Consider the following 20,139-nt stretch of genomic DNA (forward strand, 5'->3'; position numbering starts at 1 on the left):
CGTAGCGCAGAACTCCGAATAACTCGCCTTCATTTCCCGCCGCCAAAGGAAGAAGAGATAATCCCAAGGAAGTTGGGTATCAGACTCACGGCCATCGATCGCCGCGGATATTGCCAGGACTATTCTTTTTTTGCGTCGCCCGACACCGCCTGGGCCGTGATCGTTAGATTGATCTTATCTGCAAGTACGTTTGAAATCGACTGAAGGTCATTGAAATCCATAAGCGATACGTTCTCGGGAGTTATCGGTGAGGGTACTCCGTTTACGTCGGTGTACGACCATTCATCGATCAGCTCTGAAAGTAGACGATAGGTGGCAGCTTCCGCCTCGTCCGCGCTTGCGTTATGAATCGCGAATGCCTGTGGTGCACTCACGCGTACGTTGAGTACCGCATACGATGGGCTTTCAGGTGTATCTGAAGGCAAGATGTACTTCTTTAGTTCTTTGGCTCCTAACACTGGCATATAGCGTCTCCTATGACGACAAGGCGTTAATTACTTTGACATCCATCGCCTGACCGTCCGAATCATCTTGCGACGGTGTGTATTCGAGCTCGTAGTAGAGAGCTTCATCAACTTTGATCATCGGTTTGTCACCGCCTTTCGTCACTGTGAGGTTATTCAAAGTCAGGCGGAATTCATGTTGGCCAGTCGATCCACTGAACATGCGGATCACACAAGCAACCTTGCTCAGCGCCTTGAAGTTTCGTACTTCATCTGGATTGCGGAAAAACTTCTTAGCCTTAAAGGTGACGTCAACAGACTTCGAACGGACAAGGGCTCGCGGATCGAATGAACCACTGCCAGGCGCACCCTTCTCGTCCTCGAACGGATGCAGAATGGTGAATTCGCTTCCCTCTTCAAGCGGCGTGTGCGTAGCACTCAGCGCGGCTGAAGCGGTTGCACCGAAACGGAATTCAGTCCGTGACCAGAGGAATGGATACAGGAAGTTCTTCGAAGGCGTCGCGGGACGAAGTACCAACATGTCGCCGCTGGTAACACCAGACGGTGATCCCGACAGCGTCACGGTAGTTGAGGTCAGTGAAGTGACCGTGAAGTCTTGACGAGCGCCGGTTGTCTGGTTGACGACAGCGACCAGGTCGGTAGCAACCAGTCCATCTGATGGAGATGGATAATTGATCGGTGTTTTCAGCGTCACGACATTTGTACTAACACTTGCGATCTCAGCACCAAGGAATGACTTGAGCGCCGACAGCTTGACCTTCCACCGTGCCTCGTTGCTGACAAACTCCGGTGCTAGCTCGCTCGCTTGGACACCCATGAAGCGCATCACCTGATTGCCGGTAGAGATGTCTACGGTATACGTGAACGGGTTGGTAAACGATGCTGTGAATGGCCACGTGTATGGGTCTGAGCCAGTGATCGAGCCGCGTGTAAGCAGCATGTCGAGCAACATAGCAGTGCTGTTGGGCTCGGCCATGATCGTGACATCACCACCGTGCGAACGGATTCCGGGCGTAACCATCTGGCGGGCGAACTTCTGACCGATGACGCTGTTCTCAGTCTCAGGGTTCATAAGGGTCGCGATTGTTTCGTCGTAGATCGGGACAAACGTCGTTGGGATGACCGCAACCCCCTCGGTTGGTTCCTTCTTTAGAGAGAAATACCCATTGTTGCTACTGATCTCGTTAGACATCACCGTTTTCCTTGTTTACCGTTTTCTTCTTTTCTTCCGCTTTGACTTGCTCGAGATTCGGATTCTCTACTGGATGATCGCTTTCGATAACCTCACCCGTAGCAACGACACCGACGCCGATAACAGCTAGGTCATAGTCAGAGGTGTTTCTGTATAGATACTTGCTCATTACTTCCTAATATCTTCTACTTCGCATGTTCCGTCAAGAGTGAAATGCGTTGTCTACCAGGTAAGTTATCGACACAATAAGATGACCCTCTTGCGTCATACTGCCATCGGGACGGGAATCGATACCTAAGTCGAACTCAATGCCCTGATCGATACCCTGGCCATTCAATTCAAAACGATCCATCAGCGCCCTCTTGAGGGTATTTGGCAAATAAGCACCGGTTTCAGGGTCTCGTGCTTCGACGATGTCGCGAATGCGCTTCTCAGTGAGATCAGTGGGGTCGGCGTCCGCTTTAAAGTCGTCCTTCTTGTTAAAGACCACCTTGACTCGTAAGCGTTCAGTGACCTTCTTCATCCCCGACGGTCCATTCCCCATCTGGTCACCAAGCTTCTCCACGACGATGCACGGCATATTGAAGAGTGGGATCAGGCCAGGATCACCTTCGTAGAATTCCTTGAAGGTATCGGTCGGGTACGACTCGCGAAGGAAGTCGAGAAGAGCAGTGGCCGGTTGTTTGTATGCCATTAGACGATCCTCGATTTGATACGACGGATCAGCGAGTTGGCGATGATGCCGACAACGTCATCGTGGAACTGACTGGTCATTTTAAGCATCACGCGTCTCGGAATAACACTTCGTTCCTCATCGGACTGGTGGTACTTGAAGTACGGCGCACTGTTGGAAATCGTGACACTCATTGGCGTAGAGCGGTAATGGAACGAGCGCTGCATTAGTCCCCGGCGTATGAGCACTGGACGGCCTGGATATTTCTTTGCCTTCCATGCGGCGTAGTCCGGACTCAGTCGCTGCCACGGCTCGCCAATGACCCCGCCGCGTGAAGCGAAGACCTGCCCGCCGAAAAAGAGCTTGGCCGATTCTCCTACATCCTGCATCGCCCCCCGAAGATCCTTTACGTCTGCTCCGATCTGGTCGAGCATCCGCGGAATATCCTGCCCGTCAGTGATTCTCATCCTCACGTCAAGCATGGTTAGAACACCTGATCCATCGTGAAGGCGCGTGATGCCGAGTCGTCTGGATAACCAGAGATGTCATCGCCGGTTGAGACAGATTGGCCTTGGTCATCCACCACGTCACCGTCGGCGTTCTTTAGCTGCTCTAGAGCTAGACGCGCATCCTTCAGCTTCTTCACTGCACGGGTTGAGGTTTCGCCGTATGCGTCCTGCAAGAGAAGCCCCGCAGCAATCTGAATCGTCAGGCTATTGATCTGCTCGGGCACAGGTTTGAACGGAACCGTATAGCGATTTGACAGCGCGGTGTTGATCTCAGCTTCTGCCATACGGCGCTTCTGGTCGACCGTCACATCACTGAGGTTGGTTGCGTTGAGGAACCCCGCGTCACGCCGGATCTCGGTCAGGGAGGCGTAGCGCCCATAGTCATCACCACGTACAGGAGTTGAATCATCGAGATCTGTTTCGTCGCCAGTTGTTTCGTTCCAGTAGGTGAGCTTGTACCAGTAGTCCGACGACCCACTTGAGTCCGTGTAGTACGTCACCACCTTGCCAGGATCGATCGATCGGCTAGCCAGGGCCGAGAAGGCTACATCGGCTGGAGCTGAGTCATCGACGTTGACCGCACGGTAGATCCGGATCCGATCACCTAGGACGCCTGTGACTGCATCAAAGCGGCTGTGAGGCTGCCCAAGTCCGTCAACCAACTCCAGTGTGGTTTCGTCGGTCACAGCGTTAACAACGGCCTTCTCGCACGTCTCAGAGCCCGGTGGACCGACATAGATCGTCTTGCCTGCCTCAAAGCCGGATGTATTCACGACTTTGATCGTGGTTGCGGCAGTTAGAACGCTCTCATCAAGCGTCGAACGCTCGGTTAGGTTTATATTGGCGAATGATTCAGCTTGAAGCGTTGTTGCCATAAATGCATTAGTTTCCTTTGGTCTTCATTATAGTCACGCGGCTTTCATTACTCAATACAGTCAGGTCATAGCCGGGATTAATAACCGTGGTCCTTCTATTTGTTATGAGCGTTGTAGGAGTTGTTGTTGTCTCAGCCACACCTTCGGCAGCTAGTAGATCGTCCGCTGTAACAATGTCCTCGATGAGCTTGCTGATAAGCCGTGAGCTGTCCTCCCCCGTCGACACGCTCTCGGATCGGTTGATCGTTATCGATCGATCTGTTGAATCTGCAGTGTTGCTGTTATCTGCTTGGTTTAACTTCACCAGTCGTGAACTTGAGTCGGCTACTCCTACACTGTCGCTGACTGGATGGCTGAATGACTTGATCCAGGCGTCAGCTATGTTGCCGATGTCCACCCTGTTTAGTGACATGAGAGAGCGTCGGCTATCACTGCCAGTTACCCCGTCCTGCAGCACCACGTTGATGTGGAGGACTACCTGGTCTGTGGCGTTCGCGTCATCCTCTAGGTCTAGGCCACTGCCGTTTGGAGCGCTCATATCATCGGACGTAATGACCGTGTCCGCTCGAGTAATCCAGACACCTGTCGAGCGTGTGTCTGAACCGGATGCGCTGTCTACCAAACCCTTACCCAATGCGCGATTTGATGCGTCAGCTTCAGTGGTCGAGTCGGTGAACGTACGGCTGAAGGAAGCAGTGCGACTGAACTGGTCACTGGTTGATGTTGAGTCAGCCTTCTGCAATGCAACCGATCTGAACGAACTATCGGTTGCCGCGGTTGAGTCTGAAGTCGTTCTACCTACTGATCCGGATCGGGTGTCGGTCGCCGAGCTGCTGTCTGCGCGATTAAGTCCGACACTACGGACAGAGCTGTCAGTTGGAGTTGTCGAGTCACTGAGACTGCGTAGGAATGCGGCAATCCGGTTGAAAGCATCACTGGCCGTCGCTGTTTCACTGCGGCCGAGCGCGACAGATCGTATCGACGTATCACTTGAACCCACCGAGTCACCGAGCGCCTTGGTCAGCTTTCGAGTCGATGCATCGGTGGCGGTAGCCGAATCAGCTGAGTTCTTGCCAGTGCTACGGAGACTGGAATCAGACGACGTCGCCGTGTCAGACGGAGTGGCTGAAAACGCCGAGCCGCCAAGTGGTTTGTAAGCGACAGCCTGCATTGCCCATGCGCGCCCAACGACACCCGAAATAGTCCATTGCATCGCGTGTGACGTGCTCACGGCCTGGACGTACGCGCCGCCACCGCGTCGAGACACTGTGGCGTTGTTGAACTGCGCAATTTCATTCTGAAGCGATGTGAGGGTCGATGTTCCGTTAGCCAGTCCGACCGAGTCGACGACGTAGTCACCAGACTGGATGCTGGTCACCGTAACGGTTGCTGCCAAGCTCGTTCCCGTGCCGGTGATGCTGCTCCGCACAGGTGTTGTTTGATCGGCACCATTGAACGAGATCGACTCGCCAAAGGCATATGTCGTGCCGCTGAACGAGATTGAGACTTGATTTGTACCCGTCGCGGGAGCGATGAGCCGATACATGCGTACGTGGTAGTTGCCCGAGGGCGTATCTGATTGAGCTGCGATAGCGGTCATGGCGACGCCGTTGTACGTCGCGCCGCTAATCGTCACTCCTGAGCCAGACCACTGAACAGACACGTGCAGTAATCGGTTCGAACCGGAACACGTGTGATTGAAGTTCAGGGGCGTTGCTGCGGTCGCGCTTGTGTTGCCGCCTGATGAGGTTGCGTCAACAGTGATAGCCATCTACTGGCCCTACGAGATCGTCAGAGTCCAGGTGATCTGGAGTGTGTCGCTCGCGCCCTTGTTGATTACAGAGAAGCTTGAATAGAGGTGCATGTTCCCTGAGCTTGATGCGTCGAAAACGCCAGCTTCAGTGATCGCGCCGGTTCCATCGGCAGCCGCCCAGTCACCGACCATTGTGATGACGGCGTTGCTTCGGTTCTTACTCGTCAGGGCGTTGCGGTCGAGTTCAGTGTTGAGTGAAGTCGTTCCGCCAGTGCCGGTTCCGATAGCCATATGTGTTGGCACACCGAGGGTTGGAGAGGCCAGAAGACGGTCGGCAATCATGTTCTTGCCAGCGGTCGTCACCGTGTTGTGGATCTCGCGTTCTTCTTTGACGAGTCCGTTCTGGTCACGGAGAACGATGTGCGTGGTGTAGCTAATGTCGGCGCTATTAGCTCGAATGTCTTCTTGGAGGCTAGTTTTCATCGCGTACCTCCGCGACATCACCCGCCTCTATGAAGTTTGCAGCAGTCTGGTCATCTAGCTCGATGGTTGAGCCCTTGTCGAACTGCTCGCCGCGTTTAAATAGACCAGATTCAGATGTAACCACGTACGTCTTACGATCTGTCGCGCCTTCTTGTGCACCGACTGAGGTTTCGATGCTATCAACCGTAGATGCTTCTTCTTTCATGCAAAGGGTTTCCTGTTTAAAACTATTCGTATCCACCCTTATTTAAACACGGTTGATTTGCAAATACCATTGAGATTAGGGTGCAGGTGGATCAGCCTTCTTCGCCGCCACCTCGCGGACAGTATCGATCATCTTGTTAACGGTCGCAAAGAGATCTTTCGGGATCATACTTAGACTAGCATCGCTAGCCGTTTCAGAAGACAAGATATCAGGTTTATCAAATACGCGCCGCCCCAACTGCATTCGGATCTCCATCGCTTGCTCGTCAGGTAGCGTATTGCAATAGGCGTTTACCGTCTGCAATTGAACACTGACCAAGCGCACATGTTGAGCTGTTTCGCGATGCTTTGATGCAATCCGAGCACAGTACGTCGCAAATGCGAAAACAGGCAGGGCTATAGCCAGTTTCACTAGCTCCGAGATCCAACCGTTCTCCCCATTCATATCACCAACGACTTTAACGACGATCAAGATACCTATTACTACTGACCCTAGGACCGCTATCGACCACCCAATTGCCCTCTGCCCTTCGTACTTGGCGTTTTCAGCGAATGCTCCAGAGAGCGTGCCAGCCGATACCTGCCCCGACGCCACCACGACGTCATCCGCTTGCTTTCGAACTATTCGCGTAATCTCCGTTATGTGACTTAGGTACCGATCAGACATCAACCCCTTAATTCTTTCGGGCAGATCTATCTCGAGGTTAGGTACACCGCTTTTTGATGACAATTCATCCAGGACACCGCGATATGCTCTCGACTCCCATCGCACGACCATATTTGCGAAATCCATAGGAGTTGCAGGCTTTCCTTCATAGATCGTATTTCCGTCTAAAAAGCTACGGATCATGCTCCGTAGGGCGACTAGATCGTTCTCTCGAATCAACGCTCCGAAAGGAACGACTATTGTCCTGGAAGATGAATGGCGTGGCCCTGAACGGGCGTCTGTAATCTTAATCGTAATCTGCGTGCGAAGGTTTGTACTGAGCCGCGTGACTACATGAGAAAAGAAATTACCGTCGTCCGGTTCGTTGGCCGCAACTATATCGAGCAACCCATCGATGTCCTGTATGGTTAGATCGTAGGATTCACTCTGAATAGATGACACCTGAACACCCTGCAACAGCCGATCCAGCGGCGTCGTCTCAAGGGCGCGCTCGAAGGAAGCTAGGAATGGGTTGTCATTGGGATCGTCAGCCATGGAAGGATCATACCGGGAACCAAAAAGGCTGCCGAAGTTGGCAGCCTTTAAAAACGAACAGTTTGTGTTTTACTTGCTTTTCGTACTTTTAGTCGGTTCTGAATCGTTGCCGTCAGTCTTTGGGTCTTCGACCTTCGATTCAACAGACTTCTTTGCCTCAGCGACGATCCTTTCTGCTTCAGCCTTCGCGTTGGCGAGGATCACGTCCGCATTCTTTGTCGCCTGTGACAGAAGTTCCTCTGCCTTTCCGTTCGCGGCATCGGTTGCGGTCTTTGCAAGCTCAGTCGCCTCAGCGACGATCTCTTCTGCTTCTTTGCGCGCCGCTTCGACAATATCTGCCGCCTCATCGGTGCCAGATTCAGCCGAACCTTCCGACACAGTAAGGAAGGGATCGCTCTCGATGGCTTCCAACTGCTCTTTAGTCAGCTCTCCAACATAGCCGCCGTCTGCGGGGACAACGACGCCAGCGCGGATACGCTTCTCGGCAACGAAGTTGCCTGTAACACCTACTCTATAAACTTTGTTTGACATCATCTACTCCTTGATTAAGACGCTACCGCGCCAACAATAGTTTGGTGATTGCCGTAACCAGCGTTGTGACGAGCACGAGTACCCCAGGTAAAGATGTCCTTATCGAACGCACGGTCGCTGTTGAGGTCAGTCTTTGAGACAAGGCTGATCGCAATACGGATCTGCATTACAAACGGCAGGACACCTTGCCGAGTGTCGGCAATCGCCCATTTCTTGTTGCTAACAGCAAGGTAAGGCAGGACAACGATCTTGTAGCGCTTGTAGTATGGGTTAGAAAGCGCCACGCCGCCTTCATCGATGTATTCGCGACCGATTAGGCGTTCAGCAGCGGCACGAAGGCCAGGGCCAACGATGAGCGTGTCACCGCTATAGCCGAGTAGATCGCCACGGTCGTCCTTCTGGCCAGCGAGCAACAGCTCAGCGGCGTCTAGGTTGGCGACAGTGATGTCTTTACTAGTGCCGAGGTAGTTGCTACCACCCTCGTGATCGGCATCGATGAAGTTCTGGCCGTCATAGATGGCTGTAGTGAATCCTAGATCGAACGCGGTAGCCATGAGGCGTGAGTAATGAGTACCAGCTTTTGATGCAAGTGAGTTAACAGCGAGCATGATTTGACCCGTCTGGTCGTCTTCGATTGCGTCACGGTCAACATCAAGGGTTGATTCCCATTTCTTGTTGCTAATCTCGTAGTTGAAGCTCGAAAGCGTTCCAGGGATACGCTCAGATTTAAACTCACGAAGACCTGGTACTGAGCCGAGCCATGCGTATTTCTCGCTGGAACCTTTTGATGGCACGAGATTTGCGATTTGCTTCCACAAGTCGGCATCAGGTGTGTTCTCGTAGCGCTTTTGGAACGTCACTCGGATGTTTGTATCTAGTCCTTGCAACAGTTCTTTAGTAATGACAGACATTTCTTTTTATCTCCTTCCTATGAGACCAATTAGATTTTTTACTCGAACGCTAGTTGCTGAGTTGAACTGAACAACACGACCGACTTTCACATCGTTGGTTGTTGTTGCCGCGAGTGCGACGAGGTTGTCGTCAACCGCGTAGACGTCTACGCCGACCCAGGCCTGAGTAGCACTGGCACAGTTCATATCGAATACGCCCTCTTTCCAAACCCGTACAACTTTGTCGCCAGCCGATCCGGTGTTATCAATTGTTTCCATCGCTACCCCCGCGAAGACTTCGCTCGCAGTGTCCGCGCTCTTCTTTGCGAAACCAGCTGTGTTGTAATTGACGTTGCTTCCGGCGAAGACCTTGGTGCTTGCTGCTAGTGGTACGTCTACCAAGATTCCTTCTTGGCGACCGTCTGCTCGTGATGCTGTTAAGTTAGTCATTTCCCGATTCCTTTCCTATTTAGATGCTTCTGCTTTTTTGAACTTCTCGATATCTTCGGCAGTATTGCCAAAGGCCTCTGCCAAGCTCTTCTCTTCATCCGTAATTTTCACGTCGTCTTCAGATTCTCGACCAGTCCCTTTTTCGCCAGCTGTGATCGCTTTGTTTTCTGGGAGACCGTCTAGAACTTTCAGAATCTTCTCGCGCTGCGATTCGCTCGATGCCATCAAGAGATCGACAACATCACCAGTCTGGTCTTGTTTGATAGCGCCGCGACTGATGTGAGACTCAACTGAAGCCGTTAGCTTTGTCTTCAGTAATTCTTGCTGAGCCTCACGACCGGCCTTTGCATCTGCCTGGAGCTGTTTGACCTGAGCTGCACTAAGACCGTGAATCTTTGCGCTTGCCTCTTTTGTTAGATCGGGCTTGTTATTGCCGTTACTCTCTTCCTCTTCTTTGCTCTTGCTTTCCACATCCTCGGTGAGACCAAACTTCTTCAGTTCGTCCTCCGTTAGATCAGATTTGTGTTCGGCAAGAAAGGCCTTCTCATCGTCTGTGAGGTCTTCTGCGTTTTTGGCACGTAGTGCTGCGAGATCCATGTCTCCTCCTTCTTTGATTTGCTTATCACTTCCACCGGCGTCTTGAGACGCCATGACTGGCTGAAGCTTCTTGAATAATGGGGTGTTGGTCAGGCCAGCTCCGGACAATACGTTGTCTACGAAGACGCCCTCATTTTCTGGGTCTTCCCACGGAAAATCACGTGGGTTCCACTCCGGCGAGATGAACTTGTATTCTTCCTCCCGCAAAGCGCGAGAGCCCTCTTTTGTCCAGCGGACGTCACCCCAGAGTTCTGCGCCGTTATTCTCGAGCCGCAACCCCGTAATCCATCCAGCAGCCGGACCAGTAGTGTCATGTCCCTTGTTGATCGGGGCTTCGTAGGCTCCGTTCTTTTGCTTAACTAAGCCGATACCCTGGCCGAAATTTACGACCATTTGTGCTAGATCAGAAGTAGTGTGTTCGAATGCCCCGTGCCAAGGCGTATGCCAGTGTCCCGCACTGAGCAAGTGAATAGATTCAGGAGGATTACCGTCTGCGTCGGCTTTGATTGCAATAATGCGCTGGACTGCTTTATGGGCCATATGCCTCTAAATATGAAGTTGACTGCCTTTAAAGTCAATAGTTATAAATCAAACCGCAACGGCAGCGCGGGTGCGCAGACGGCCTATCCTTACCATTGCTGAAGGTTTTATCGATACGCACGGTCTCACCATCAATAGGAGCGCACAATGGACAAGCTCTCGCCAACGACTCCCACGTTTTGGTTTTCGCCCCGGTCTCGACAGCGAAATTCTTGAGCCCAGTCTGGTAAGCATTGACACTCTCGGTGTGAGCGACCAGCTCGGCGCGCACCGGATTATTCAGGACTTTGGAGATTCGATCGCGGGCGAGATCCACGCTCTCCCCCCGTGCGATGCTTTGCTTTATGGCCTCCCGAATTAAGTCACGTGACGTTTCGGTCATGCCCGTTACCAGGCCAGCGACTTGGGTGCGTGCCGCTTCGAGCACTGACTTCGACAGGTTCGAGATCCCCAGGTCGATGCCGTAGGTCAGCTCGCCCGCCTGGCCGCCAGTGGCGACGATCAGGGTGATGGCGTCAATGACAGCGCGTTGGAGGTCGAGCTGCTCCTCTGCCCAGACAGGATCATCAGCGTTCAGTAGTGGGTTGCTGGCAGCCTTCAGCGATCCGGCGTACTGCGCCCAGTCCACGTAGTTCGGTGCGTTCCGGGAGAGACGAAACAGGTACTCGGCAACGTCTGACTCGAGCTGTGCCTCATGCGCCAGAAGCGCTTTGAACGTCTCACTATTGCGCTTGTAGCTAGGCTGCCAGTCTTCACTCGCACGTAGCCCTTGAGAGACCTCGCGACGAGCGTTAAGCAGCGATAGGCGATTCGTATCCGCTTGTGCCATATAACTTCTCGTTGAGGGCGACTTTGATCGCACGGGCGTGGTCAACGACGCTTGCCTGTTTGGTTTCGGCCTCGTCGAACTTCTCTACTTCGACAAGCTTTTTGTCCTTGCTGCTGTCGGTCTCCTCGGGTTTCTTTGCGGTGTAATCGATCTCAGCTAGTTCCTCGTCTTCAAGCTCCTGCCATCCGATCATCTTGCGGGTCGTGTTCTCATCTCCACCGCGGGGATGGATGACACCAGCTGTTACTAGCTTGCCGATCGCTTCGCTAAGTACAGGGATGTTGTCATCACTGATCTTGCCGACTCGAAGGGTCGGGTACTCACGACCACTGAAGTTCAGGTCAACCAGTTCCTTGACGATGTGGTTTTGGATGACGTCAACGAAGAACTGAGCGGTGTTCTGGATGGACAGTTCAAACAGACGGCTGTGGTCTTCACTAGTTGACCGAGCACCCGAAGCGCCGGTGGAACCGAAATCGAGGAACTGAGTAAGGGTGTTGAGCAGGATCTGTCGGTTGTGGTGGTTGATCGAGGGTTCCGCATCTTTTAACGAACTCGCCTTTGGATCGAGGAATTGAACGATCCAGTCCACTGGGTGTTCGATGTAGGCCTGTTCGTGAGCACGGATGTTCTGTGCTGCCTTCCGTATCCGCTTCCTATCCTCAGCGTCCGCACCCTTTGGAACGGTGATGTCGACAACGCCCAGCGCGTGCTTCTCATGAGCAATAGCGTCAATCCTGTAGAGCTTGTCTTTGATGTACCAGTGCTTGTAGGCAGGTCGAAGGATCGAGATTCCTCGGCAGTTGTCACCGCGCTGCTTACGAGTGAAGCGAACGATCTTCTCCACAGGGATTGAGTAGAACTTGCCGTCCACTAGTTGGGTGATCCCAGGCTGTTCGTCCTCGGTGATCCACTTCTCGATCGTGGTCTGTTTGCGGTAGCCCAGCTTGGTCAGTCCGATCAGCAGCTTGTTCTCGAATGTTATTGGCTCCAAGACCTTCTCGTGAACATCGTGGCCGTAGTCGAGGAATGTGAAGGCCTCGTCCTGGAACTGCTTCCAGTTGACCAGTTCAAATAGGCAGTGCTCCACGAAACGGGCAACGAACTTGTCCGCCTCATCATCAGATGCCGGATCGATCGTATAGTCAGCGCCGAATATCGGCTGCTTGATGGCTTCGAGTGTGCTGTTCACAGCTGCGTCGGCGCACATCTCGTCATAGATTCGTATGCCCCGATTGCCATCGAGCTTCATGTTAAATTCTTCGCCGGTAATAACCCCGCTGTTTATGGTAACGCCGGTCTTGCCAATTTCTTTTTGAGTTTTCTTTGTCATCTAATTCAAAAATACGCTAAAAGTCTTCGTCTAGCAATCCTGAGGTAACGGTATCTTCTTCATCATCGTCTTCATAATCGAAACGTGAGACAGGCCGCAGAGCGACGTAGAGCGCCATAAGTACGGCGTCAAACAGGTCAGGGCTGACACCCAAACGCTTCTTGATCTGCTCTTTGCTCTCTACCTTCAACACTTTGTCCGTGATGTCGTAGTTGTGCGTCATGGCTTCCTTTTGAAGGTCCTTTAGGTAGGGACAGTCGCGGAAATGCTTGATGATGCCCATTTCTATTCCACGGGCGTACAGGTAGATCATCTGCGAACGAAGCTTGTCAAAGTTCAGCGGGACATCAGCCAGCCCAGGCAGTCCGATGCTCGGATCTGGCGCTGCGCCACTCATGAACTCGTATGGGTGAAGACCTTCGTCGATCAAATCCCCGACCATCCCCACACCGAGGCCGACCGCGTCGATGCCGGTGTTATCTATGCCGTATTCGTTCTCTGTAGCGTCATCGATCAACCACCGAGCCTGCTCAGGCAGTTCTACGCGTTCGTTCTTGTCCTTGACGATGGCAATATCGGCAATCGTTGTGCCGTACAGCAATGCACGCACAGAGCGGTCGACACCCTTCCACGCCACGTCGTAGCCCGCTGAGCGCTTTGCCGCTACGTCCAGCTCGGCGACGATGGATGTAGCCCATGATCGGGATTTGAAGAGCGAGTTCGATTCGTCGGCGTAGTTCCAGTTGTTGTAGAGATAGCGCTGTGTCCACCACTCAGGGTTCGTCTTAAGTGCGGCGATGTCCTGTTCAGAGAGCCAGCTATCTTCGAGATCGAACTCAATAACGGCGATGTTTGGTGGCAGGGTGCTGTTCTTCCAGCGGTCATAGAAGTGCTCCTTCGCCCAGCCGTCGTTCGGGTTCATGGTGATGATCGAGATAGACGGTTGGCCGTGCTCGTTACGGCGTCCTTTACGCGATGTCGCTTGGATGAACATCTCGTACTCCAGTTCATCGGCTTCATCGATGTGATTGCCTGTGGCGTTGATACCTTTAATTTTCTTGCCACCGCGGTCTTTCGTAGGGTCAGCCTCGACAAAAACGATCACTGACTTGTTTGGGAAGGTGAGCGTCTTGAGCTGCTGGTTGTACGTGTAGTCCTCACCATGGACGAATTCCATCTTGTCCGCCATCTCGAGGTACGACGGGATGATGGTTTTCATCGCAGTGCTTATGTTTTGGCGAAAGACAGGCCAATAGGTCTTCGGAAACTGATGAGCAATGGAGAGCACGATGTGCGCCGCAATGTCCGTCTTACCCGAGCCCACCACTCCCAGCAGTACGAGGATGTCGACAGTAGAGTCATTGACCCGCTGGACAGACTCAATCTGTTTCGGTTTCAGCTTCAGCATCGTTGTTACCTCGCGCTGCGATACTGCTTACGTATACCGGAGGCGCTTCAATACGCCTGCCGTCTGAGGTGTGGTCAAGCTCTTGGCGATCCCGCCAGTTGTCGTTGTTCTTTAACCAGAAGATTCCCGCCGATGCTGGACTCTCACCCTTGAGCATTCGGCGCTCGACATCTGCCGCGATTCGTCGCTTCGCGCTTTTTATAGCGTTGGAAAACAGGATGTCGGAAGCTTCATCTGCATCAGGTGCGCGGTCGTCATACTTACCTGATTCATAGTCGATAAGAACGTCTCTAGTCGTGTTTAGCGTATAGGCGAGGCCGTTCACTGTGTAGGGTTCGCGTTCCGTGAAGTACTGTATTTCACTAACAAAGGTGGAGCCATCAGCGCGAGTCTCGATAATCTTTCGGGTGCTCAAGTGTGAATCACAGTTGCCGAAGTAAGCTTCGATCTTTTGGTTAAGCTCTTCGACAGTCTTAAACTTCAAAGGGCGACCGCCCAAATTCTTATCGTCTTGTTCGTTATCGAGTGCCATATACCAACAGTTATTGCACAAACCGTTCGGAAAGTCCACCATTCATTGACTTAACATTCAATTTGTGAGATTATTAAAGTAGATATGAAAGTACGAACCAAAGCCATCTCATTAATTGTTCCAATAGCCATCATTGGCGTTTTAGTAGCCGCTAATCCAGCTTCAACAGCTCGCAACGATAACCAGACCGGAAACGACGTTAACGGCCTTCCTGCGCCGTCTCTGACGGTCTTAGCGAGTGATCCAGCAGCACCAATCGCTGATGCTGAGAACGGTGAGCCGCGAACCGTCGACACTTCTGCGCCGGTAGATCCTGAAACTCCAACTGAGCCTGAAGTTGTTGAGCCGGTGGAGGAACCAGTTATCGATCCCACACCCGTCTACACCACTACCGCGGCCTCACCAGCGCCAGCATCAAATGAAGATCGCACTCCAGTGAGTGCTCCTGCCGATAGTGACATCGTTCGTTCTACAACGGCTAGCTTCTAGCCCTTAACGATCTTCAATCCAACACGCTCGAAGGCGCTCTAGTTCAGTTATCAGCCAGGAGATCAGCTGCTTCCCTGGTGCGGATCTCGTTGCCATTATTCTTCCTCCGCTGGCTCTTCACGGCCAGCCTTCAATATCTTGTCGACGCCAGTAAATATCTGACGGATAGCCAGCGCTGGCGGTACTTCGCCCTGGAGCCACGTCTGTATGTAGGCCCGCGTCTCAGCCATGTCCATATGGTCGGCCATCTCCAGCTCGTTGGCTGTCAGTAGTGCGGTGCCCTCGGCCTGGAACTCGAACAGCCCACGATGAAGCTGGTACTCGTGCTCGAACTCATCGGCGGTGTGCCCCAGGACGACATGACCAAACTCGTGGAACAGCGTCTTTTCGGGATACCTCGCTACAGGTGAAACGGCGATCTCTCGTCCGATGCTGTAGCCCTGGACGTTGCCGTCCATCAGCTCAAAAGGAACTTGGGTGATTGCCAGTCGGGCGAGCGCACGTTCCTTAGACCACGTCGGAGGTTCGTACGGCGGTAGGTCGTCGCCTTCGGTTTCAGAGACTGTGAATAGGCAGTTGACGTACTTGAAGCCACGGACTCTCATTTCGTCCTGGCCAAGCTCGTTTTGATACTTGTACGCGATGGGCCGAAGTATGGCTTTGGCCTTGCTGCCCTTGATGACCTGGCGTCCTAGTGTCTGCCATCGCTTATAGGTGGCAACTGGCTCACGGACGCCCTGTTGAGCAAGGATGATCTGGTTGAGGAAGCTGTAGTTGTAAAAGCGGTTGTATGTGCCGCCCATCGAGCCAGGCACGGTGAGCGCCGTCTCTAGGAGTTCTGCCCACTCGATTTCTTTAGCTGGTGAGACAAGTCGTTCAGGCATCACCACCCTCGGGCCACGAGTTGATGGGGGTATTAGCGGTCATGACTTACTTCCCAGCTTAGACATTGGTTTCAAGAGTTCTATATCATCATCAGATGGCCGTCCTCCTTCATGGAATAGACGCCACATCGTCACGATGCCAGGTTTGTTCATAACTTTCGCGAGCCACTCGCAAATAAACCTAGGTTCTTCTGTCGCGATGTCAATAGCAGTAACGTATCTACCCCAGTCTTCAATATAGGAAGTGACTTGCAAATCGCGATATGTCTTACCGTAACGGAGACGTTTGACACCTGGAGTATCCATAGCAAGGAATCTACTATCACCTCTATCGGACCACGCAAAATATGCCGCAATGTCTTCATCCGTTGGTACGACCTTGCTTGTGTGGTAGTACATGATCGTCTTCAAGTCCAGCTGTTGTTTATTAGTAAGTCTCATCTCACCTCGTTGGCAATTCTTGGTTGCCGAACACTCATATTATTTAGTATCTCGTCACGCTTCTGCTGGTAGGTTTGGTGATTCATTTCGGTCATAGTCCTCCCTAGTGCCAGTGGTTAATGAATATATAGTCACAGATCGGTCGATAGCCCATGATCTTCTCTAGCTGGTCGACCACTTCCTTTTGACGGTCTTTGTTGATAGCCGTATTGAACAGGTCAGAGAGCTTGGTAGGGCCGGACGACAGGAACATTTCATCATCGTCGAATCTCGCTATGATCGTCCCCGCGACCGCGTAGCCACCGTTCATTCCATCAGACAATATGCCTACCTTGCCTGGTTCCCTGGCGTAAAAGATGTCAAGTTCTTCGGAGCGCTGCTCGTCCTCACCCTCAATAGATTTGTAGTGTGGGTATTGGATTTCGACTCCGTACATGATTAGTTTTGTGTTACGAACGCTCATCACCTTCTCCTTTCATTAGGGCGACCTCTCTCAACTCGTTATCAACCATGCGCGTGACGCACAGGTCACAGATGTCATATTCTTTGCCCGTTCGGTCTACCAGATTCATGAACCAGTTCGTTAATTTTCTCTCCGGAGATCTGCCAGCCTTCGCGCTTCTCCAGAAGACATAAAGCCAACTACCTTTACATTTCTTACCGCATATGTCGCATATAGTTACGCGGCTCAGCACTTGCGTGTATTCAGTTTTTGATGTCATGATTTGGGACCTTTCATTAGGGCGGCTTTTTGTTGCTCTAACTCGGTGAGTGTCGGTATAGGTGCCGGATGACGGCTAGGCTTTGATTCGCCGTCCCAAGTCATCACCTCGTACATCGACGAATTCCAATTATCACCGAAGTAGTAGACCATCTCCTGCTCGATACGTTTCGATGCCTTCTCGCCCATCGCGTAGTAGCTGTTATCCCACAGGCTATCCAATATCTTTGCCACACCGATAAGTTGTCCCTTACGCTTCCCCTCTATCTCCACTATTGCTTGGTGGTGGGCGACGTATGCCTCGCATGATTTACACAGATCGCGGGTGCTTATGAACTGACGGCCGCAACACAGACACCTGGGAATATCGCCAGTCGAGATCGTTCCTGGCTGTGCTTCTGTACTAGGAGGGGTCATGACTTAGCTCCAGACTCTGCAAAAGCCTTCTGTACTTCATGGAATTTCCTCTCGTCACCTCCTTGATCGGGATGATGCTTCATAAGCATTGATCGATATGCTGCCTTTATCGTCTCAGGGCTAGCATCAGGAGAGACTTCCAACACCTCGTGCCAAATTCGCGATTGATAAGGCGTGACAATAGTGGCCGCCGGTAAAGCCTTAAAACCACGAAATGCCGCATTAACCATCTCCTTCGCACCCCAGCGTTCAAGGCCCCGTAGCGCTTCTACAGTCCTCTCTATTGCTCGCATGTTTTCCGCGACTGATGACCACTTGTCGCATGGGATACATTGCTGCTCTCCACTGAGGACAAAATAGACGGCCACACCCTTATCTTCTGGTGGCCTACGGCTCGCATACGGCTGGCCGTCTTGCCGGAGTTCAATGTTGGTCGACAATACGACTTCACGCGCGCCTAGAAGCGCCAGCTCCCGTCGTATGCCTCGTTGCGCCTTGTCCTGGGTCACTTTAAACTGCGATTGTTTAGGACGCTCTGTGCGCGGCCAATGAGCTGGCCATTGTAGTGGGTACGCCTCAATCATCTTTTCACTCCTTTCCGTTCTTCTCCATTAAGTACTAATTTGGCCTCTAACTCCTTAGCACGTCTCGCGAGATGTCCGACAACATATGACATTTGACTAGCAAAATCCTGGTCATCACGCTCATCGTCGCTTGCTGTTATAGCTGACACCACTTCATCCAGCCGTTCCTGCACCATTAGGCGCTGTATGGCTGCTTTGGCTTCGCAGTCAATGCGAGTAAGTGTTCCAGTAGTAATTGCACGCCCGTGCCCATACTCGTCCTGTATTAGCTCAGCAACCTTGGAACGGTAAACAAACAGTATTTCGTCTATTGCGGGTAGTGTCTCTTTAGTGCTCATTGACTCGGCCTCTTCCTTCTCGTGTTCGTTAATGAAACAGACTTCACTCGTATGAATAATTACCGCTGATCGGCCTCGGAGGAGAACCACGAACAGTCATCTTCTACGGCTTCCAAATACCTGTCTAGGAAAGTTGGAACGTGCTCCCCACTCAGCTCAAGGACGTGACCGCTTGTAAAGTGAATACTTACGCCTTTACTCATTAGAAATCCCCCTCAGCGACCTGTAAACATCTCAGGCCGAGTTCATTTCGCCACATGTCTACCACTTGGTTGCGATCGTCGAGCACTAAGCGAACGTTGTATTTTCCCTTTACGTGTTGTTCGTACAACTCCCGTTTGATGACGCTGTCTTTGCGCGTGTCACCAGCAGGCCGCATAAGGAGGAATTCGTACTCGACGCCGTTCTTCGTGAGCCACGCTTCAGTTTCCGGTCGACACACATCATCGCGACCACTCATCAGTACTACCGGCGTACGGAGGTCGCAGAGCAGCCCGTAGACGGTCAGGTCTAGCTCATCTTCGCCAACAAACTTCCAGGCATACGGCGCTAGCTTCCCGAACCGCTGTCGGGTTGTCATGTGAGCAAGAGTGCCGTCGATGTCGCACAACACGATGTCAGGCAGGCTCATACGTCAGTGCTCCTGTAGGCGCGGTAGATGAAGCCTTCGATCCACTCAATGTCAGGCCGCGACTTCTCGGCGTTCTTCCAGTTCCGCGTCACCTCTGCTTGTAGCGCAGTGAAACGTTCAGTGCACTCTGGGATGTACTTGTCGTCCCAGCCAGCCTTGATCGTCAACAGGAACGCTCGCAGATCAGGATCTGTTATCTGGCAGGGAAACTCGCCAGTTCGAAGGAACTCTGAGCACTGCCAAAGAACTCGGCAGTAGGCGATGGCAAACTTGCTGGTTCGCCGTTGATCCTTCCGCCCAATGTCGTCGAATAGCTCCATCTTGTTGAGCTGATTTGATGCGTACCCACGAGAAGCCATGACGACCTTGTCCGTATCAATGAATTTGCGCCAGTTGGCGCGCATCTCGTCGGCTATCGGTGTCGTTTCGATGATCTGATCGCTGAAGAAGACCTCGAGAATCGTGGCGTTCCCGTGGATCGCCTGCTTGCAGAAATCGGCCAGCTCGTAGCTGGTGTTGTCCTCGTCACCCTCGATCCAGGTCGTGTTTTTCAGAGTTGCGAACGGCGAGAGAACTGACTTCAAGTCGTGGATATGCACGCCGCGATAGTCATAGTCAGAGTGTTCATTAGCTAACCCATGGAGACGGCTACCGACGAGCACCTTAGTGAGCTGTTTCATTCATTTGTTCTCCTACAAAAACCATCTCAGCTACTGCAGGAGCCTCGCAGTGCTCCTGCAGTAGCCAGTTAAAAATTACTGATACTTCTTCACCGTCTCTTGGGTGATCACATGCTGACGCGCATCGCCAGTGAGGTTCGCGAACAGGAACCATCCGTAGCCGACGCCGAGCTGGAACGCGATGAGCGCAACGAGGAAGACGTATGCGTGAGACTTGAACCAGGCCTTGCATTGTGAAGCGCGAGATGGTTTCGGTGCCTCGGCTAGCTCTGGTCGGCGCTGAGCCACAGGTGCGGTGGACTGTGCCTTGCGAGTTCGTTTGTATGGTGATGTGGTGTTTGATTGTTTGTTGGTCATTGGTTCTTACCCTCGGGCGAGTGCCCTTTTAAATGTTGTGCATCAACCAGTCGAAACCATCTAGGTAAGGGTGGGCATCACCTAGACGGATGCGACTGGTTGTGTCATACCCAGCACGGGGATGAGTTTCCAT

The 20,139-nt window shown here is 52.5% G+C and carries 27 protein-coding genes; 1 reads left to right on the forward strand and 26 read right to left on the reverse strand.

Annotation, left to right across the window (positions count from 1 at the left end; translation table 11 throughout):
• Positions 1 to 119: 119 nt before the first annotated feature.
• The 18 genes from JGU72_RS04550 to JGU72_RS04635 form a co-directional block, all read right to left on the reverse strand.
• Entirely contained in the window at positions 120 to 464 is a 345-nt protein-coding gene (locus JGU72_RS04550) for a hypothetical protein (RefSeq protein ID WP_199682526.1), read from the reverse strand.
• Positions 465 to 474: 10 nt separating this feature from the next.
• On the reverse strand, positions 475 to 1,656 hold the full coding sequence (locus tag JGU72_RS04555; RefSeq protein ID WP_199682527.1) for a hypothetical protein: 1,182 nt from the start codon (positions 1,654 to 1,656) through the stop codon (positions 475 to 477).
• Complete coding sequence (locus tag JGU72_RS04560) at positions 1,649 to 1,825, reverse strand: hypothetical protein (protein ID WP_199682528.1); 177 nt, start codon at positions 1,823 to 1,825, stop codon at positions 1,649 to 1,651. The genes JGU72_RS04555 and JGU72_RS04560 overlap by 8 nt, the downstream gene beginning before the upstream one ends.
• Positions 1,826 to 1,858: 33 nt before the next feature.
• On the reverse strand, positions 1,859 to 2,350 hold the full coding sequence (locus JGU72_RS04565; protein WP_199682529.1) for a hypothetical protein: 492 nt from the start codon (positions 2,348 to 2,350) through the stop codon (positions 1,859 to 1,861).
• Complete coding sequence (locus tag JGU72_RS04570; RefSeq protein ID WP_233531561.1) at positions 2,350 to 2,796, reverse strand: phage virion morphogenesis family protein; 447 nt, start codon at positions 2,794 to 2,796, stop codon at positions 2,350 to 2,352. The genes JGU72_RS04565 and JGU72_RS04570 overlap by 1 nt, the downstream gene beginning before the upstream one ends.
• Before the next feature lie 17 nt (positions 2,797 to 2,813).
• Positions 2,814 to 3,713, reverse strand: coding sequence for a phage protein Gp36 family protein (locus JGU72_RS04575; protein ID WP_199682531.1), 900 nt, complete (start codon positions 3,711 to 3,713; stop codon positions 2,814 to 2,816).
• 7 nt (positions 3,714 to 3,720) lie between these two features.
• Complete coding sequence (locus JGU72_RS04580) at positions 3,721 to 5,484, reverse strand: hypothetical protein (RefSeq protein ID WP_199682532.1); 1,764 nt, start codon at positions 5,482 to 5,484, stop codon at positions 3,721 to 3,723.
• A 9-nt stretch (positions 5,485 to 5,493) separates the two neighbouring features.
• On the reverse strand, positions 5,494 to 5,949 hold the full coding sequence (locus tag JGU72_RS04585; protein ID WP_199682533.1) for a hypothetical protein: 456 nt from the start codon (positions 5,947 to 5,949) through the stop codon (positions 5,494 to 5,496).
• Positions 5,939 to 6,154, reverse strand: a complete 216-nt coding sequence (locus JGU72_RS04590) for a hypothetical protein (protein ID WP_199682534.1) — start codon at positions 6,152 to 6,154, stop codon at positions 5,939 to 5,941. Before JGU72_RS04590 ends, JGU72_RS04585 begins: the two co-directional genes overlap by 11 nt.
• Before the next feature lie 75 nt (positions 6,155 to 6,229).
• Positions 6,230 to 7,354, reverse strand: coding sequence for a hypothetical protein (locus JGU72_RS04595; RefSeq protein ID WP_199682535.1), 1,125 nt, complete (start codon positions 7,352 to 7,354; stop codon positions 6,230 to 6,232).
• Positions 7,355 to 7,423: 69 nt separating this feature from the next.
• Complete coding sequence (locus JGU72_RS04600) at positions 7,424 to 7,885, reverse strand: ATP synthase subunit B family protein (protein ID WP_199682536.1); 462 nt, start codon at positions 7,883 to 7,885, stop codon at positions 7,424 to 7,426.
• 14 nt (positions 7,886 to 7,899) lie between these two features.
• Complete coding sequence (locus JGU72_RS04605; protein WP_199682537.1) at positions 7,900 to 8,796, reverse strand: Mu-like prophage major head subunit gpT family protein; 897 nt, start codon at positions 8,794 to 8,796, stop codon at positions 7,900 to 7,902.
• Between the two features lie 6 nt (positions 8,797 to 8,802).
• A complete protein-coding gene (locus tag JGU72_RS04610; RefSeq protein ID WP_199682538.1) occupies positions 8,803 to 9,225 on the reverse strand; it encodes a capsid cement protein in 423 nt (140 codons plus the stop codon).
• A gap of 15 nt (positions 9,226 to 9,240) precedes the next feature.
• Positions 9,241 to 10,362 carry a phage protease gene (locus tag JGU72_RS04615; protein WP_199682539.1) on the reverse strand — a complete coding sequence of 374 codons (1,122 nt, stop codon included), beginning with the start codon at positions 10,360 to 10,362 and terminating at the stop codon, positions 9,241 to 9,243.
• 34 nt (positions 10,363 to 10,396) lie between these two features.
• Positions 10,397 to 11,191, reverse strand: coding sequence for a phage minor head protein (locus tag JGU72_RS04620; protein ID WP_199682540.1), 795 nt, complete (start codon positions 11,189 to 11,191; stop codon positions 10,397 to 10,399).
• Positions 11,154 to 12,524, reverse strand: coding sequence for a phage portal protein family protein (locus tag JGU72_RS04625; RefSeq protein ID WP_199682541.1), 1,371 nt, complete (start codon positions 12,522 to 12,524; stop codon positions 11,154 to 11,156). Before JGU72_RS04625 ends, JGU72_RS04620 begins: the two co-directional genes overlap by 38 nt.
• Positions 12,525 to 12,540: 16 nt before the next feature.
• A complete protein-coding gene (locus JGU72_RS04630) occupies positions 12,541 to 13,932 on the reverse strand; it encodes a terminase family protein (RefSeq protein ID WP_199682542.1) in 1,392 nt (463 codons plus the stop codon).
• Positions 13,904 to 14,464, reverse strand: coding sequence for a terminase small subunit (locus tag JGU72_RS04635; RefSeq protein ID WP_199682543.1), 561 nt, complete (start codon positions 14,462 to 14,464; stop codon positions 13,904 to 13,906). Before JGU72_RS04635 ends, JGU72_RS04630 begins: the two co-directional genes overlap by 29 nt.
• An 84-nt stretch (positions 14,465 to 14,548) precedes the next feature.
• Between JGU72_RS04635 and JGU72_RS04640 the strand changes: the two genes are divergently transcribed.
• Entirely contained in the window at positions 14,549 to 14,953 is a 405-nt protein-coding gene (locus JGU72_RS04640) for a hypothetical protein (protein ID WP_199682544.1), read from the forward strand.
• 95 nt (positions 14,954 to 15,048) lie between these two features.
• On the opposite strand, the gene JGU72_RS04645 is transcribed toward JGU72_RS04640, so the two are convergent.
• The 8 genes from JGU72_RS04645 to JGU72_RS04680 all read right to left on the reverse strand — a co-directional run bounded on the left by JGU72_RS04645 (position 15,049) and on the right by JGU72_RS04680 (position 20,006).
• Entirely contained in the window at positions 15,049 to 15,837 is a 789-nt protein-coding gene (locus JGU72_RS04645; RefSeq protein ID WP_199682545.1) for an ArdC-like ssDNA-binding domain-containing protein, read from the reverse strand.
• A 544-nt stretch (positions 15,838 to 16,381) separates the two neighbouring features.
• Positions 16,382 to 16,741, reverse strand: a complete 360-nt coding sequence (locus JGU72_RS04650; protein ID WP_199682546.1) for a hypothetical protein — start codon at positions 16,739 to 16,741, stop codon at positions 16,382 to 16,384.
• A gap of 255 nt (positions 16,742 to 16,996) precedes the next feature.
• Positions 16,997 to 17,272: a hypothetical protein gene (locus tag JGU72_RS04655; RefSeq protein WP_233531100.1), complete on the reverse strand. Its 276-nt coding sequence runs from the start codon at positions 17,270 to 17,272 to the stop codon at positions 16,997 to 16,999.
• A gap of 140 nt (positions 17,273 to 17,412) precedes the next feature.
• A complete protein-coding gene (locus JGU72_RS04660) occupies positions 17,413 to 18,000 on the reverse strand; it encodes a J domain-containing protein (protein WP_199682548.1) in 588 nt (195 codons plus the stop codon).
• Complete coding sequence (locus tag JGU72_RS04665) at positions 17,997 to 18,338, reverse strand: hypothetical protein (protein WP_199682549.1); 342 nt, start codon at positions 18,336 to 18,338, stop codon at positions 17,997 to 17,999. Before JGU72_RS04665 ends, JGU72_RS04660 begins: the two co-directional genes overlap by 4 nt.
• A gap of 202 nt (positions 18,339 to 18,540) precedes the next feature.
• Entirely contained in the window at positions 18,541 to 18,969 is a 429-nt protein-coding gene (locus tag JGU72_RS04670; RefSeq protein WP_199682550.1) for a phosphatase domain-containing protein, read from the reverse strand.
• Positions 18,966 to 19,649 (reverse strand): nucleotidyltransferase domain-containing protein, encoded by a 684-nt coding sequence (locus JGU72_RS04675; protein WP_199682551.1) that lies wholly within the window; start codon positions 19,647 to 19,649, stop codon positions 18,966 to 18,968. The genes JGU72_RS04670 and JGU72_RS04675 overlap by 4 nt, the downstream gene beginning before the upstream one ends.
• A gap of 75 nt (positions 19,650 to 19,724) precedes the next feature.
• Positions 19,725 to 20,006 (reverse strand): hypothetical protein, encoded by a 282-nt coding sequence (locus JGU72_RS04680; RefSeq protein WP_199682552.1) that lies wholly within the window; start codon positions 20,004 to 20,006, stop codon positions 19,725 to 19,727.
• Positions 20,007 to 20,139 lie beyond the last annotated feature (133 nt).

Origin of the sequence: Antrihabitans auranticaus (assembly GCF_016481275.1) — a bacterium.
Lineage (GTDB): Bacteria > Actinomycetota > Actinomycetes > Mycobacteriales > Mycobacteriaceae > Antrihabitans.